The following is a 15,782-nucleotide window of genomic DNA, read 5'->3' as shown; positions in this document are numbered from 1 at the left end:
CCAAGGTGTGGATCGTGGTCCCGAGTTCGGCGGGCTCCGACCATCGAGATTACGGCACCGGCCCACCGAACGAGCACATCTCTCCGCCAAAACCGCCAAAGGCCTACGGCCGGGAGCAGCGAGACACCCGGCCGTAAACCTGAAGCCGCTTCGACGGCCTGAACTGTTTCCATCGCGCGGAGCGCTCCGCGCGCCCGGCTCCCGGCCGACTACGAGATCTTGACCGGATTCACCACGTCGGCGATCAGCACCAGCAGCGTGAAGCAGATGAAGATCCCTGCCACGACGTACGCGACGGGCATGAGCTTCGCGACATCGAACGGCCCCGGGTCCGGCCTCTTGAAGACGCGGGCGAGTTTCCTGCGCGCGGACTCCCACAGCGCCCCGGCCATGTGCCCGCCGTCGAGCGGCAGCAGCGGCAGCATGTTGAAGAGGAACAGCGAGAGATTGAATCCGGCCAGCAGGAACAGCATCATCGCCATCTGGTTCTGCGCCGGCACGTCCAGAGTCATCACCTCGCCGCCGATCCGCGCGGCACCGACGACGCCCACCGGCGAGTCGTCCTTGCGGTCTCCGTCGGAGAACGCGGCGTTCCACAGATCGGGGATCTTGGAGGGCAGCGCGATGATCGACTCGACACCGGTCACGATCATGTCGCCCATGCGGTCGACGGAGTCACCGAAGGAGAGCGGCACGATCTCGGTGGCGGCGGCGAAGCCCAGGTAGCCGGCGGGAACGAACTTGTCCGGGACGACCTCCCCGTCCGAGTTCTTCTGCGCCACCATGTTCTTCGCGAGCGTCGCCCGGAGCTCCTGCTGCTTGCCGTCACGTTCGACCGTGATGGTGGCGGGGCCGATCGTCTCGCGGATGAGGTTGGACAGCGTGGACCAGTCCTCGACCCGCTGCCCGTTGAAGGCGACGATCTTGTCGCCCTCCTTGAGACCGGCGGCGCGGGCGGGCGACACGGGGTCGTCCGCCGTGCACTTCTCGCGGGCCACGTCCTGAGAGATGACGCACTTCTGAACGCCGGCGACCTCGGTGGTCTGGGTCTGGAATCCGAAGCTCATCGCGACGCCCATGAAGATCACGACGGCGAGGACCAGGTTCATGAACGGTCCCGCGAACATCACGATCACGCGTTTCCAGGGCTTACGCGTGTAGAAGAGCCGGGTCTCGTCGCCCTCCTTCAGCTCCTCGAAGGCGGCCGAGCGGGCGTCCTCGATCATGCCGCGCCAGGGCGAGGTGGACCGCGCCTCGATGCGTCCGTCGGCGCCCGGCGGGAACATCCCGATCATGCGGATGTAGCCACCGAGCGGAATCGCCTTGAGCCCGTACTCCGTGTCGCCTCTCTTGCGCGACCAGATGGTGGGGCCGAATCCGACCATGTACTGCGGCACGCGGATGCCGAAGAGCTTGGCCGTCGACAGGTGGCCCAGCTCGTGGAACGCGATGGAGAAGAGCAGCCCGGCGGCGAAGATCACTATGCCGAGGACTGTCAACAGGATCGTCATGCGCGAGCCTCCGCTGGCTGTTCTTCGCCGAATTTCTCTGCCGTTTCGCGGGCCCGGGCGCGTGCCCAGGTCTCCGCTTCGAGGACGTCCGCCACGGTGAGCGAGGTTCCCTTGGCGGGCTGTCCGTGCTCGGCGACGACTTCGGTGACGGTATCCATGATGCCGTTGAACGGCAGCCGGCCCGCCAGAAACGCGTCCACGCACTCCTCGTTGGCGGCATTGAACACCGCCGGGGCGGTACCACCCAGCGATCCGACATGCCGGGCGAGTCCGACCGACGGGAAGGCCTCGTTGTCGAGCGGGAAGAACTCCCAGGTCGACGCCGCGGACCAGTCGAAGGCGGGCGCGGCGTCCGGCACCCGTACCGGCCAGCCGATGCCGACGGCGATCGGACCGCTCATGTCGGGCGGCGTGGCCTGCGCGAGGGTCGAGCCGTCCGTGAATTCCACCATGGAGTGAACATACGACTGGGGGTGGACGACGACCTCGATGCGCTCGAACGGGATGTCGTACAGGAGATGCGCCTCGATCACCTCCAGTCCCTTGTTGACGAGGGTCGCCGAGTTGATCGTGATGACGGGGCCCATCGCCCACGTGGGGTGCGCGAGGGCGGCGTCCGGGGTGACGTGGGCCAGCTCGGCCCTCGTACGGCCGCGGAAGGGGCCTCCGGAGGCCGTGACGACCAGCTTGCGCACATCGGCGCGGGTGCCCGCCGCGAGGGCCTGGAAGAGCGCGGCGTGCTCGGAGTCGACCGGGATGATCTGCCCCGGCTTGGCGAGCGCCTTGACCAGCGGGCCGCCGACGATCAGCGACTCCTTGTTGGCCAGGGCGAGCGTGCGGCCGGCTTCGAGGGCGGCGAGGGTCGGCGCGAGGCCGATGGATCCGGTGATGCCGTTGAGGACGGTGTGGCACGTGGACGTCGCGAGGTCGGTGGCGGCGTCCGTCCCGGCCAGGATCTCGGGGAGCGGCTCGGCGCCGTACTCCGCGCCCAGCGCCTCGCGCAGCGCGGGCACGGCGTCCTCGCGGGCGACCGCGACGGTGCGGACCCGGAGCTGTCGCGCCTGCTCGGCGAGCAGTCCGACCCGCCCGCCTGCGGCGGACAGCGCGGTGACACGGAAGCGGTCGGGGTTGCGCAGGACCAGGTCGATCGCCTGGGTGCCGATGGACCCGGTGGAGCCGAGGACGACGATGTCCCGGCGGCCTTCGGACGCGTCGAAGGCGATATGGGGGTCGGCGAGAGGGGCTGGACTGTCGCTCATGGCCCCATTCTTGCCGCATCCGGCCACGGGGCGGGCAGTGAGGGCCGAAACCGGGGCGCGGGACGGGCCCCGGTCGGCCCCGTCCGGTCCCGGCTGTCAGCCCGTCGCGCCCGCCTCGAACTTCTTCCACTGCGCCGTGATGACCTCTTCCGGCACCTTGCCGATGTCCTTCGTGTCCAGGATGTCGGCCCGGAAGGAGAGGGTGGTGGTGCCGGAGCGTACGACGGTGAGGTACTCGTACAGCTTGAGCGTGCCCTTCACGTCGAGGATCGTGAAGCGGTACGCCTGCGCCTCGTCGCCGTAATCGGGTGTCTTGACCGGCTCGACCTTGAGGTACCGCGCCTTGGCGACGGCCCGGTTCTCGATGAAGCCGCCCGCGCACGCCTTGCCTGCCGCGCCGAGGGCCTTCATGACGCCGGCCGCCCCGTCTCCGTTGTAGGAGCGGAGCTGTACGGCGACGGTCGTGCCCACCATCTCCTCGGCGACGTCCACGTTGCGGTGCACCTCGGACGCCGGGTCGAAGGCGGTGGCGCCCTTGGCGAGGCTGACGAGCGGCTGGCAGGTGGCGGGGGCGGCGGTGTAGTCCTCGCCGCCGGGCGCGCCGAGGGAGAACTCTCCTGCCGTGTACTTGCCGATCTTCTCGCCGTCGGTGAAGGCGAGACCCGTGAGGTCGCGCCGGCTGAGGGCCCCGGTTCCGCCGGTCCCGGAGCCGGCGGAGCCACCGGATTCGGCGGACTCGCCCGAGCCGGCCGAGTCGGCGGCGTCTCCGGCGGGGGTGGACGCGGGCGCCTTGCCGTCCGCTCCCGGCTCCTTGGCGCCGTCGCTCTCCGCGTCGGCGCCGCAGGCGGCCGCACCGGTCAGTACGGCGCCGACGAGCCCGAGTGCCGCCGCGCGGCGCAGCCGCGCGCGCCTGCCGCCGGGCCGTCCTTGGTTCCCCGCCCCGAACATGCCTGCCCCAATCGTCGGTTGACGGCGCCTCGTCGGTCGACGGCGCCCTCGGCCGCGCGTCCCCGCGTGCCCGGCCGCGTCCTCGGCCGGGCGCGTGGCTCGCGCCCCGTGTGGTCGCGTCGAGGCTCGATTGTGCTGCATGCGAGCCGCCCGGGTCACACACCGGCCCGGCGGCGACGCCACGCCGAGTTGAGACATCTTCGGCGAGTTGCGGCATCCGCATTGACACGCCTCACGCGCGGCGTAATTCTGAGAGCGCTCTCAGAAAGGTCTGTACCTGAAGAGTCGATCCCTTCCGGTTCCACGCTCCCGGCTTCCGGTTCCGGCCACCGGCCCTTCAGTCGCACCCCGCCTCACCGGCGGCGTCCGTACGTCAGATTCCGCCCCCCACTGTCCCCACTGGGATCTACCTGACGAGGAGGAAGAGCGAGTGCCTGCGATACGCAAGCTGCTGGCTTCTCTGGCCGCCGCGGTGGTCTTCACCACCGGATTCACGGCCTTGACCGCCGCGGCCCCGGCCGAGGCCGCCGTTCCCAACACCATTCCGTTCACCATCACGAACAACTCCGCCCGCGGCGAACAGGTCTACATCTACAACCTCGGTACGGAGCTCTCGTCCGGCCGGCAGGGCTGGGCCGACTCCAACGGCACCTTCCACGCCTGGCCCGGCGGCGGCAATCCGCCGACCCCGGCGCCCGACGCCTCGATCGCCGGGCCGGCCCCGGGGCAGAGCAAGACGATCCAGCTGCCGAAGTTCTCCGGACGGGTCTACTTCTCGTACGGCCAGAAGCTCGACTTCAGGCTGGCCACCGGCGGCCTGGTGCAGCCCGCAGTGCAGAATCCGAACGACCCGAACAGGAACATCCTCTTCAACTGGTCGGAGTACACGCTCAACGACTCCGGTCTGTGGATCAACAGCACCCAGGTCGACATGTTCTCGGCGCCGTACGCGGTCGGCGTCAAGGGCCCCGACGGCAGCACCAAGACCACGGGCCATCTGAAGCCGGGTGGCTACAACGGCTTCTTCGACGCCCTGAGGGGACAGCCGGGCGGTTGGGCCGGTCTGATCCAGACCCGGTCGGACGGCACCGTCCTGCGGGCTCTCGCGCCCGGTCACGGCATCGCGTCCGGCGCCCTGCCCGCCGGTGTCATGGACGACTACATCAACCGTGTGTGGGCGAAGTACGCCAACTCCCCACTCACGGTGACCCCGTTCGCGAATCAGCCGGCGGTCAAGTACGTCGGCAGGGTCTCGGGCAACGTCATGAACTTCACCAACACCTCGGGCGCGGTGGTCACCTCGTTCCAGAAGCCCGACGCCGACAGCATCTTCGGCTGCTACAAGCTGCTCGACGCCCCCAACGACCAAGTACGGGGCCCGATTTCACGCACGCTGTGCGCGGGGTTCAACCGCTCCACGCTCCTGACCAACCCCAACCAGCCCGACGCCGGTTCGGCGGACTTCTACAAGGACTCCGTCACCAACCACTACTCCCGGAAGATCCACGCGCAGATGGTCGACGGCAAGGCGTACGGCTTCGCCTTCGACGACGTCGGCGCCCACGAGTCGCTGGTGCACGACGGCGACCCGCGGCAGGCGTACCTCACGCTCGACCCGTTCAACTGAGGCAGCGCCCCCGCGACATGACCGGGCCGCGCCCTCCGGAAGGAGGACGCGGCCCGGTGGTTCTTCCGCCGCGTCGGGGCGGCCGGAAAGCACTCGGCCCGGCCCCGTCCCGCGGTCGCTCAGCGGATAGGCCGGTGGACGTTGTCCCGTTCGGAGGGGCCCGGCGTGGCGTCGGCGATCCAGGGGCCGTCGCCGCTCGGGTCGATGATGCCCTCCTCCAGCCAGGTGTAGGTGCCGGACAGCACGCCGTTCACGACCTTGCGGTCGATGTCGTCCGTGTTGGACCACAGCCGCGTGAACAGCTCCTCGACGCGGATCCGGGACTGCCGGCAGAAGACGTCCGCGAGCTGGTACGCCTCACGGCCGTGCTCTCCCCCGGCGCGCAGCATCTCGGCCCGTACGCACGCCGCGCTCATCGCGAACAGTTCGGCGCCGATGTCCACGATCCGGCCCAGGAAGCCCTGCTTGGTCTCCATCCCGCCCTGCCAGCGCGACATGGCGTAGAAGGTCGAACGGGCGAGCTTGCGCGACGTCCGCTCCACGTAGCGCAGGTGCGCGGAGAGATCCAGATGCCCCTTGGGGTGAAACTCCGCGTAGGAGTTGGGGAGTTGACCGGCGCCCGCGACCAGCTTCGGCAGCCAGCGCGCGTAGAAGACGCCCGCCTGCGCCCCGGCCTTCGCCTTGTCGGACAGCGTCTTGTCGGGGTCGATGATGTCGCCGGCCACCGCCAGGTGCGCGTCGACCGCCTCGCGGGCGATCAGCAGATGCATGATCTCCGTGGAGCCCTCGAAGATCCGGTTGATCCGCATGTCGCGCAGCACCTGCTCGGCGGGGACGGCGCGTTCACCGCGGGCCGCCAGTGAGTCCGCCGTCTCGAAGCCCCGTCCACCGCGGATCTGGACGAGTTCGTCCGCCATCAGCCAGCCCATCTCGGAGCCGTACAGCTTGGCCAACGCCGCCTCGATACGGATGTCGTTGCGGTCCTCGTCGGCCATCTGGGACGACAGGTCGACCACGGCCTCCAGCGCGAATGTCGTCGCCGCGATGAACGAGATCTTCTCCCCCACCGCCTCGTGGTACGCGACGGGCTTGCCCCACTGCTCGCGCGCCGCCGTCCACTCGCGAGCGATCTTGAGGCACCACTTGCCGGCGCCGACGCACATCGCGGGCAGCGACAGACGGCCGGTGTTGAGGGTGGTGAGGGCGATCTTGAGGCCGGCGCCCTCGGGGCCGATGCGGTTCGCCGCCGGGACGCGCACCTGGTGGAAGCGCGTGACCCCGTTCTCCAGGCCGCGCAGGCCCATGAAGGCGTTGCGGTTCTCCACCGTGATGCCGGGCGAGTCCGCCTCGACGACGAACGCGGTGATGCCGCCCTTGCGCCCCTCCGACTTCGGTACGCGGGCCATCACGACGAGGAGGTCGGCGACGACGCCGTTGGTCGTCCACAGCTTGACGCCGTCCAGGACGTAGTCGTCGCCGTCGCGCACCGCCGTGGTGGCGAGCCGCGCGGGGTCGGAGCCGACGTCGGGCTCCGTCAGCAGGAAGGCGGAGATGTCGGTGCGGGCGAGGCGCGGCAGGAACGTGTCCTTCTGCTCCTGGGTGCCGAACATTTTGAGCGGCTGCGGTACGCCGATCGACTGATGCGCGGAGAGCAGCGCGCCGATCGACGCGTTCGCCATGCCGACCAGGGCGAGGGCCTTGTTGTAGTACACCTGGGTGAGGCCGAGGCCGCCGTACTTCCGGTCGATCTTCATGCCGAAGGCGCCGAGTTCCTTGAGGCCGTTGACCACCTCGTCGGGGATACGCGCCTCGCGCTCGATCTGCGCCCCGTCGATCCTCGTCTCACAGAACTCGCGCAACGTGGCCAGGAAGGCCTCTCCGCGCCGTACGTCCTCCGCCGGGGGTGCGGGGTGGGGGTGGATGAGATCGAGCCGGAAACGGCCGAGGAACAGTTCCTTGGCGAAGCTCGGCTTGCGCCAGCCCTGCTCACGGGCGGCTTCGGCCACCTGTCGTGCTTCGCGCTCGGAGACCTTGGGCTCCGGGACCTGGGCCGTGTCGAATGAATCGGATGGAGCGGACATCGGGAACTCACCTCGCCGCGAACGTCGGGTCGATGGGCCCGACCGGCCAAGGCGCTGTCCTGTCGCCCTGGTGGGAAAGGTACCGGCCGGTACTACTCGTCCGTATCTACCCGAATACCGAGGGGGTAGCCAGTCCTGACGCGCGCCGTCGGGGCCGCGGGACGGGGCCCGTAGGCGTACACGGAAAAGGCCGGGACCGCCGCGCGGCGGTCCCGGCCGTGTCTCCTCGGTGTCTCCTCGGTACGAATGCGCGTGGCGCGTCGTCCGCTCCGTCAGAGGGCGAGGCCCGTGAAGACCATCACGCGCTCGTACGTGTAGTCGTCCATCGCGTACCTCACGCCCTCGCGGCCGACGCCGGACTGCTTGGCACCGCCGTACGGCATCTGGTCGGCGCGGTACGACGGGACGTCGCCCACGATCACGCCACCGACCTCGAGCGCCCGGTGGGCGCGGAACGCGGCCTGCACGTCGTGGGTGAACACGCCCGCCTGGAGGCCGTACTTGGAGTCGTTCACCGTTTCGAACGCCGCGTCCTCACCGTCGACCTGGCTGAGGGTGAGGACGGGGCCGAAGACCTCCTCGCAGGAGATCGTGACGTCCGGCGGGACGTCGGCGAGGACGGTGGGCGCGTACGAGGCACCGTCGCGCTTTCCGCCTGCCAGGAGCCGGGCGCCCGCCCGTACGGCCTCGTCCACCCATGCCTCGACGCGCTTGGCGGCGTCCTCGCTGACGAGGGGGCCGACGTCGGTGGCGTCGTCGGACGGGTCTCCGGTGACCTGCGCCTCGACGGCGGCGACGATCTTCGGTACGAGGCGCTCGTACAGGGACGCGTCCGCGACGACGCGCTGCACCGAGATGCAGGACTGGCCGCCCTGGTAGTTGGAGAAGGTACCGATCCGGGTCGCCGCCCAGTCGAGATCCTTCTCGCTCGCGTAGTCGGCGAGGACAACTGCCGCACCGTTGCCGCCGAGTTCGAGGGTGCAGTGCTTGCGCGGCACCGAGTCCATGATGGCGAAGCCGACCTTGTCGGAGCCGGTGAAGGAGATCACCGGCAGCCGCTCGTCCTGTACGAGGGTGGGCATCCGGTCGTTGGCGACGGGCAGCACCGACCAGGCACCGGTCGGCAGCTCCGTCTCGGCGAGCAGTTCGCCGATGAGCAGGCCGGAGAGCGGGGTCGCCGGGGCGGGCTTGAGGATGATCGGGGCCCCGACGGCGATGGCCGGGGCGATCTTGTGGGCGCAGAGGTTCAGCGGGAAGTTGAACGGCGCGATGCCGAGGACGACGCCGCGCGGGAAGCGGCGGGTCAGCGCGAGGCGGCCGGTGCCGCCGGCGTCGGTGTCGAGTCGCTGGGACTCGCCGCCGTTGAACCGGCGGGACTCCTCGGCCGCGAACCGGAAGACCGAGACGGCGCGGCCCACCTCGCCGCGTGCCCACTTCATGGGCTTGCCGTTCTCCGCGGAGATCAGGCGGGCGATCTCCTCGGTGCGCTCGACGAGACGCCGCGACACATGGTCGAGCGCGGCGGCCCTGACATGCGCGGGCGTCGCGGCGAACTCGTCGCGCACGGCGTGGGCGGCGGCGACGGCCTCCTCGACCTGAGCGTCTGTCGGGACGGCGACCTTGCCGACGAGGCGGCCGTCCCACGGGGACGTGACGTCGAAGGTCTCCTCACCGGTGGCCTGGCGTCCGGCGAGCCAGAAGGCATGGGTGGCTGCCACAGTTTCGTTCGGCATTGCGAGTCCCGGCCCTTCCGAAGTGGTGGAGTTGTCTCCCCCACCGTAGGGGCGCGGGACGTCCACGGGATTTGTCCGGGGTGGAGTGGTGGCAGGCACGGGCTGTGACGCTTTGGCATACGCGACGCCTGTACACCGCCGCCGGGGCCCATCGGACGGTGTCGACCGCCCGTGCGTGGGCCCGCGGCGGGCGCGCACGGTAAATGCCGAACACGTCGCGGCAGTTGAGGCGGACAGCGCTGTGACGGCGGGCGTTCGTCAGGGCCCCGGCAGCAGCGTCGCCGAGGTGGTCTTCAGGGCCAGCCAGAGTTCCATCCGGACGTCCGGGTCGTCCAGCGTGCGACCCAGGATCTCTTCCACGCGGCGCATGCGGTAACGCAGCGTATGCCGGTGGACGCCCAGATCGGCCGCCGCGGCGTCCCACTGGCCGTGGCGCGAGAGCCAGGCTCTGAGGGAGTCCACCAGGTCGCCGCGCCCCTTGGCGTCGTGTTCGTACAGCGCGCGCAGCATTCCGTCGGCGAAGGCCCGCACGGCGTCGTCGGCGAGGAGCGGCAGGAGCGAGCCGGCTGCGAGTTCCTCGTGCTCCACCAGCGCGCGGCCCCGTCGACGCGCGACGGACAGCGACTGTTCGGCCTGTTTGTAGGCGCCTGCGGCCGCGATCGGCCCCGTCGGGGCGGAGAGGCCGATGACGACCCCGGCGTCGTCCGCCTCCTGCTCCTTGTACGTCTCACAGGCGGCGGCGACCGCGCCGGCGTCCGCCGCGAGCACGATGAGCCGTTCCTCGCCGTCGGGCACGGCCAGCACCGCTTCCCCTCCGTGCGCCGCCGACGCCTCCAGCGAGTCGGTCAGCGACTGGAGCGGATGGTCGGCTGCGGGGTCACGGGGATCGGCCCCCGTCTCGGCCGGTTCGGCGATGAGCAACCGGAACGGGGCGTCCAGCAGCCCTCCGTACAGATCTCCCGCCACCGCCCGCGCGTGGTCGGGCTGTCCCGAGAGCAGCATCCGCAGCACCGCGGAGCCGAGCCGCTGCTCGGCCTCCTGGAGCGCGCGTGAGCGCTCCGTGGTGAGCGTCAGCAGGGCTACGGCCGAGTGCACGGCGTACCGCTCCGCCGTGCCCAACGCCGCCCCAGTGCCGACGGCGAGTGCGCCCCGTACGCGACGGCCGCTGCCCAGCGACTGGAGCTCGACCCGGTCGTCCGGATCGCCGACCACGGCGCTGGCGGGCGCGGGGCGCTCCCGCAGCCGTTCCACCTCGGTTGTGAGGCGGGCGGCGCGGCGTGCGGCCCAGTCGGGCGCTGCGGCGATCACGGCGCCCGTCGCGTCGTACAACGCGGCCCAGCCGTCGATGTGCGCGGCGAGGCGGGCCAGCAGCGCGGCGGGGCCCTCGGAGAGCGCCGCGCGGGTCAGCTCCCGTTGCGCCTCGAAGCCCGCCGTGACCGCCCGGTACTGATCGGCCGCGATCGCCGCCGAGACGGCCTTGCTGATGGCGAGGAAGGGGGTACGGCGCGGGACCGCCAGGAGCGGCAGTCCCTCCGCGTGTGCGGCGTCGACGAGGGCGTCCGGGATGTCCTCGTAGTTGACGCCGACCGCGAAGCCGAGTCCGACGACGCCGGCGCCGACGAGGCGCCGTACGTAGCGCCGCATGGCCGCGGGGTCCTCGGCGTGCAGGGTGACCGCGGTGACGAGCAGCAGTTCGCCGCCGTCCATGTACGGCACCGGGTCCTCGAGTTCACTGACGTGTGCCCAGCGCACCGGCGTATCGAGCCGGTCCTCCCCAGCGCGCACGGTGAGCTTGAGCGCCGAATGCTGGATGAGCGAGGCGAGCGTGGGCGGCATGGCGGACCGTAGGACCTTCATGAAGAGGACGGGCGGACGTTTTCGCCGTCTCGTAGAAACGGCTCACCCCAATTCTGCCAGGGTGTACGAGAACAGGGGTACGAGCCGGGCGACGCGGGCCGTACGCCGCACGTCGCCGTGGCCGTCTCCGCCGACGCCGCCTACGTACGGAGATCGTCCCGTGCTCGAATCGCTCAGGTACGGAGGTCCACCAGCATGGGCGGCGCGTGCTCCCCGCCGACGGTGGTCAGCGAGAGCACGGCGTGGCCCGCCGGCACGGAGTGGGCCAGTTCGGACGCCGACCAGCGTTCACGCTCGACCTCCCGCACCGTGACCGCCTCGGCGGTGGCGGCCTTGCCGGTCACCAGCCGCCGCATGAAATGCAGGGCCTTGGTGAGGGGCTCGTCGGAGATGATCTGCCGGTTGGTGACGTCGCGGGTCTGGACCCACTCGGTGCCCCAGCTCTCCGCGAAGCGCCCGCCGTCCCACGGGCCGAGCCCGGAGAATGCCATACGGCAGCCCACGGCGCCGAGGAGCGGGCCCCGCAGCGGGTCGGGGACGTCTTCCAAGGTGCGCAGCGGGAGGACCACTCCGGCGTTCGCCGAGCGCAGCCGCTGAATGGCGCGGACCGAGTCGCCTGTCACGGTGTACGTCGCGTCGTCCAGGACGAGGCAGGCGAACAGCGAGCGGTCCACCCGGGCGAGCGCGGCGTCGGTGAACTGGGCGAGGAGGAGCCGGGCGATGATCCGCGACGCCTCGGCGTGGCCCCGTTCGGGCAGGTCGATCCTGACCCGCAACGGATGCTCGATGGCGCGCAGCGAGAAGGATCGCCCGCTGCCGTCCGTACGGAAGAAGTCGGCGAAGGCGGGCCGGTCGAGGAAGGCGAGGCGTTCGGCCAGGAGCACGCCGATGTCGTCGCCGCGTGTCGACTGCCGTTCGCGTGCGTCGAGCTCGCGCAGCTGGGCTGCCGCACCGGGGTCGCCGGACGTCTCCAACGCGGTCCGCAGTGCCTGGACGGCCACAGGGGAACCGCCGATCAGTTCCCGCAGTTCCGGGACGGCGGGGAAGTGCCCGTGGACGCTGCGGTACGGGCCGATGAGCTGGGCGAGCGCGGTCGCGGCCCTGCGCCGGTCTCCGCCGGGGAGACCGGCCGCCAGATCCCCTACGAGGCCCTCCGACAACGTCCTGGCGGCCTCGTCGGGGTCGTCGGCGCTGCCGTAGAGGTCAAGGTCGTGGGTCGCGCCAGGGCGGCCGACGGCGATCACGAGGTCGAAGGAGTCGTCGGGGGCGAGCGCCGCCCCGTAGGCGGTGACGGCGACGACGGCGGCGCGGTTGGCGAGGGCCTGGAGGCAGAGCGACTCGACGACGGGGCGGACCAGCCTCACCGTCTTGCCGGAGCCCGCAGGGCCGACGGCGAGCAGCGACGTGCCGAGCAGCCCCGGTTCCAGGGCGACGCCGGTGGTGCGCCGTGCGTACGGATTGCGCGGGTGGTCCGCCGCGGTGCCGATCCTGACCTGGCCGGTGGCGAGGTCGTGGTTCGCGGTGCGCAGCGGCAGGTCGCGCACACCCGAAGGGTGGGCGCAGGCGCCGGCCCCGTGGGTTCGGACGGTGTCGGTGAAGGCGGGCAGCCGTTCGGGCCGGGTGCGGACGCCCTGCCAGGCACGGCGGATCCGCGCGTAGTCGACGTCGCCGAGGGTGCCGCGGTGTACGGCTTCGGCGAGCTTGGCGGCGGCTTCGGTCAGTCCTGCGGCGCGCAGTTCGGGCCAGTCCGCCGGGTCGGCATCGGCGGAAGGCGGCGGGGGCGGCTCGTCCGGGGTGGTCATCCCGAGGCGCCGTCGTACGGGAGGCCAGGTGCCGGCGCGCCCGACGACCGCCAGGACGGCGGCGACGAGAAGCACGTAGTAGACGTTCGACACCCAGGTCAGCCAGTCGACGGTGCGCGGCATCTCGCGCCAGAAACCTGGCAGCAGTACGAAGAGCGGCCACAGTGGCACCCCGTAGCGCCGCCAGACCTCGTTCCAGTTGCCGATACGACCGAAGCCGACCGCGAGCAGGCCGACGACGAGGGCGTAGTAGAGATAGCTCGCCGCGACGTACAGCTCGACGTTCGGGCTGTCCTTCGACCGCCAGCTCTCCGGGGTCAGCCACTGGATCGGCAGCAGCCACCACCTGTCGCCGAAGATCCACCATCCCCCGAGGTAGCCGTTCCAGAGCAGTGACCAGACGAGCCAGCCGCACAGGTACGCGACGAGGGCGCCGCTGAACAGCTGACGTGCGGGTACCTGCTCGGGCTCCTCCGGCGGGCGCGGGCGGTGGCCGAGGCGCCAGATGCCCGGTTCGGCCTGGGGGCGGGGGATCCGCAGCCAGTCGGCCACGGACGCGCCGATGCCCGGGACCGGCGCGTGCGTCGGCGAGGGTGGCAGCGCCGGCGAGGCGGGCGGGGCGGGGTGCCCCGACGGGGCGGAGACCGCGGACGGAACGTCCGGCGATCCTGCGGGGCCGGAGGGCGGTGGTACCGACGGCGGCGTGGGTGGCTGGGGTGGTGGCCCTGCCGGACGTGGCACGGGATTGGCTCGTGTGCCGCGTGGGTCGTGCGTGCCGTCGGTGTTCATGAACCCCTGTCCCCTGACCAGCCAGGTCCGCTCTGTACACGCCTCAATCTAGTGCCCACGTAGGGGGAGTTCACCGTTCCGGCCGTACGGAGTGTTGATCGCGCGCCCCCGGCGTGCGCGGAGAGGTCCGCCGGGTCCTATGTCCGTGGCGGACAACGACACGCCGCGGACACTCCCGAACGGCGCATGCCCGCCGCCCGCCTCCGCCCCTAGCCTGCGAAGTGAAGACAGATGCGAGAACGCGAGACACGTCGAGACATCACGAGACACGTAGCGTCCGGAACCACCCCCAGGAGCCCCTCATGACCGCAATCCCGCAGGAGCGGCGCGTCGTCACCGCCATCCCCGGTCCCAAGTCGCTGGAGCTGCAGAACCGCCGTACCGCCACGGTCGCCGCCGGCGTGGGGTCCGTGATGCCCGTCTTCGCCGCCCGCGCGAGCGGCGGCGTCGTCGAGGACGTGGACGGCAACAGCTTCATCGACTTCGGGTCCGGCATCGCGGTGACGTCCGTCGGCTCCTCCGCCGAGGCCGTCGTACGCCGCGCCACCGCCCAGCTCGCCGACTTCACCCACACCTGCTTCATGGTCACGCCGTACGAGGGTTACGTGGAGGTCTGTGAGCAGCTCGCCGAGCTGACGCCGGGGGACCACGCCAAGAAGTCCGCCCTGTTCAACTCGGGCGCCGAGGCCGTCGAGAACGCCGTGAAGATCGCCCGCTCGTACACCAAGCGGCAGGCGGTCGTGGTGTTCGACCACGGTTATCACGGCCGTACGAACCTCACGATGGCGCTGACCTCGAAGAACATGCCGTACAAGAACGGCTTCGGTCCGTTCGCCCCGGAGATCTACCGCGTCCCCGTGGCGTACGGCTACCGCTGGCCGACCGGCCCGGAGAACGCGGGCGCCGAGGCCTCCGCACAGGCCATCGACGAGATCAGCAAGCAGGTCGGCGCGGAGAACGTCGCGGCGATCGTGATCGAGCCGCTGCTGGGCGAGGGCGGATTCATCGAGCCGGCGAAGGGCTTCCTGCCCGCCATCGCGAAGTTCGCCAAGGACAACGGCATCGTCTTCGTGGCGGACGAGATCCAGTCCGGTTTCTGCCGGACGGGGCAGTGGTTCGCGTGCGAGGACGAGGGCATCGTCCCCGACCTGATCACCACGGCGAAGGGCATCGCGGGCGGCCTGCCGCTCGCCGCCGTCACGGGCCGCGCGGAGATCATGGACGCCCCGCACTCGGGCGGCCTCGGCGGTACGTACGGCGGAAACCCGGTGGCCTGCGCCGCGGCGCTCGGTGCCATCGAGACGATGCGCGAGCTGGACCTCGTCTCGAAGGCCAGGCGCATCGAGGAGATCATGAAGCCTCGTCTCAAGGAGATGGCCGAGAAGTTCGACGTCATCGGCGACGTACGGGGCCGTGGCGCGATGCTCGCGCTCGAACTCGTCAAGGACCGGGACACCAAGGAACCGAACCCGGAGGCGACGGCCGCTCTCGCCAAGGCGTGCCACGTGGAAGGGCTGTTGGTCCTCACCACCGGCACGTACAGCAACGTCCTGCGTTTCCTGCCGCCGCTGGTGATCGGTGAGGACCTCCTTACAGAGGGCCTCGACATCCTGGAGCAGGCGCTGGCCGGACTCTGACCGGGCGGTCCGCCGGTCCCCGGGGCGGGGCCTGTGAAGAAGCTGTGCGGGGCCGATGGCGGGTTCACCTTCCCGCTGTCGGACCTCACGGCCCTGACGTACGGTTTCGGCAGATGAAAGAAACACCCCGCTCGCAGGAGACTGCGGGCGAACCCACGGCGGGGCGCCCCCAGCACCGTCCTGGACGCGTCTTCGGACGCGCTGGAGCATCCAGCTCCGGAATTCCTCACCGATCGGACGGCCGCCCGCCCCAAACCCCCCGGGGCGCGCGGCGACCCGGTCCCGGCGGCCGTCTCGGAACTACCCCCCCTGTTCCGGGGCGGCCGACATTCCTCTCCGGGCGCTTCGGCTCAGGCGGCCTCCTCGGCCCCGTCGCTCCTCTCTCCCCGCTCGGGGCGTTCGCTCTCTGCGCGGTTCTCTTCGCGCTCGTCACCTGGCAGGTCGTCGCCGGTGGCCCGCTCCGTGACGCCGACGAGCGCCTGGGGCGTACGGCCTTCGGACGTGGCCCCGTCGGACTGACGGAGTTCCTGGCCGATCT

The 15,782-nt window shown here is 70.9% G+C and carries 9 protein-coding genes; 2 read left to right on the top strand and 7 right to left on the bottom strand.

What is annotated here, in order from left to right:
* Positions 1 to 209: 209 nt before the first annotated feature.
* The 3 genes from ACFT9I_RS17350 to ACFT9I_RS17340 all read right to left on the bottom strand — a co-directional run bounded on the left by ACFT9I_RS17350 (position 210) and on the right by ACFT9I_RS17340 (position 3,718).
* Positions 210 to 1,511, bottom strand: coding sequence for a M50 family metallopeptidase (locus ACFT9I_RS17350; RefSeq protein ID WP_382565043.1), 1,302 nt, complete (start codon positions 1,509 to 1,511; stop codon positions 210 to 212).
* Positions 1,508 to 2,770, bottom strand: a complete 1,263-nt coding sequence (dxr, locus tag ACFT9I_RS17345; protein ID WP_382565042.1) for a 1-deoxy-D-xylulose-5-phosphate reductoisomerase — start codon at positions 2,768 to 2,770, stop codon at positions 1,508 to 1,510. Before dxr ends, ACFT9I_RS17350 begins: the two co-directional genes overlap by 4 nt.
* Positions 2,771 to 2,866: 96 nt before the next feature.
* Positions 2,867 to 3,718 carry a hypothetical protein gene (locus tag ACFT9I_RS17340; protein WP_382565040.1) on the bottom strand — a complete coding sequence of 284 codons (852 nt, stop codon included), beginning with the start codon at positions 3,716 to 3,718 and terminating at the stop codon, positions 2,867 to 2,869.
* Between the two features lie 430 nt (positions 3,719 to 4,148).
* On the opposite strand from ACFT9I_RS17340, the gene ACFT9I_RS17335 reads away from it, so the two are divergent.
* The gene (locus ACFT9I_RS17335; RefSeq protein ID WP_382565039.1) at positions 4,149 to 5,345 is read left to right on the top strand and encodes a glycoside hydrolase family 64 protein; all 1,197 of its coding nucleotides are present in this window, start codon (positions 4,149 to 4,151) and stop codon (positions 5,343 to 5,345) included.
* Positions 5,346 to 5,464: 119 nt separating this feature from the next.
* Here the strand turns inward: ACFT9I_RS17335 and ACFT9I_RS17330 are convergent, their stop codons facing one another.
* The 4 genes from ACFT9I_RS17330 to ACFT9I_RS17315 form a co-directional block, all read right to left on the bottom strand.
* Positions 5,465 to 7,426, bottom strand: coding sequence for an acyl-CoA dehydrogenase family protein (locus ACFT9I_RS17330; protein WP_382565038.1), 1,962 nt, complete (start codon positions 7,424 to 7,426; stop codon positions 5,465 to 5,467).
* 272 nt (positions 7,427 to 7,698) lie between these two features.
* Positions 7,699 to 9,144, bottom strand: coding sequence for an aldehyde dehydrogenase family protein (locus ACFT9I_RS17325; protein WP_382565129.1), 1,446 nt, complete (start codon positions 9,142 to 9,144; stop codon positions 7,699 to 7,701).
* Between the two features lie 273 nt (positions 9,145 to 9,417).
* Positions 9,418 to 10,995, bottom strand: a complete 1,578-nt coding sequence (locus ACFT9I_RS17320; protein ID WP_382565127.1) for a PucR family transcriptional regulator — start codon at positions 10,993 to 10,995, stop codon at positions 9,418 to 9,420.
* Between the two features lie 194 nt (positions 10,996 to 11,189).
* On the bottom strand, positions 11,190 to 13,607 hold the full coding sequence (locus ACFT9I_RS17315; protein WP_382565036.1) for an ATP/GTP-binding protein: 2,418 nt from the start codon (positions 13,605 to 13,607) through the stop codon (positions 11,190 to 11,192).
* Between the two features lie 302 nt (positions 13,608 to 13,909).
* Here ACFT9I_RS17315 and gabT point away from each other — a divergent pair, with 302 nt between their 5' ends.
* Positions 13,910 to 15,244 carry a 4-aminobutyrate--2-oxoglutarate transaminase gene (gabT, locus tag ACFT9I_RS17310; protein WP_382565034.1) on the top strand — a complete coding sequence of 445 codons (1,335 nt, stop codon included), beginning with the start codon at positions 13,910 to 13,912 and terminating at the stop codon, positions 15,242 to 15,244.
* Positions 15,245 to 15,782 lie beyond the last annotated feature (538 nt).

Source organism: Streptomyces sp. NPDC057137 (assembly GCF_042670825.1).
Classification (GTDB): domain Bacteria; phylum Actinomycetota; class Actinomycetes; order Streptomycetales; family Streptomycetaceae; genus Streptomyces.
The sequence above is the reverse complement of the archived record's forward strand: the minus strand, read 5'-3'. Positions and strand labels throughout refer to the sequence as shown.

Excerpts from the sequence above, each read along its gene's own strand:
- ACFT9I_RS17340 (WP_382565040.1), bottom strand. The coding sequence starts at position 3,718 with ATGTTCGGGGCGGGGAACCAAGGACGGCCCGGCGGCAGGCGCGCGCGG.
- ACFT9I_RS17330 (WP_382565038.1), bottom strand. The coding sequence starts at position 7,426 with ATGTCCGCTCCATCCGATTCATTCGACACGGCCCAGGTCCCGGAGCCC.
- gabT (WP_382565034.1), top strand. The coding sequence starts at position 13,910 with ATGACCGCAATCCCGCAGGAGCGGCGCGTCGTCACCGCCATCCCCGGT.
- ACFT9I_RS17350 (WP_382565043.1), bottom strand. The coding sequence starts at position 1,511 with ATGACGATCCTGTTGACAGTCCTCGGCATAGTGATCTTCGCCGCCGGG.
- dxr (WP_382565042.1), bottom strand. The coding sequence starts at position 2,770 with ATGAGCGACAGTCCAGCCCCTCTCGCCGACCCCCATATCGCCTTCGAC.
- ACFT9I_RS17320 (WP_382565127.1), bottom strand. The coding sequence starts at position 10,995 with ATGCCGCCCACGCTCGCCTCGCTCATCCAGCATTCGGCGCTCAAGCTC.
- ACFT9I_RS17315 (WP_382565036.1), bottom strand. The coding sequence starts at position 13,607 with ATGAACACCGACGGCACGCACGACCCACGCGGCACACGAGCCAATCCC.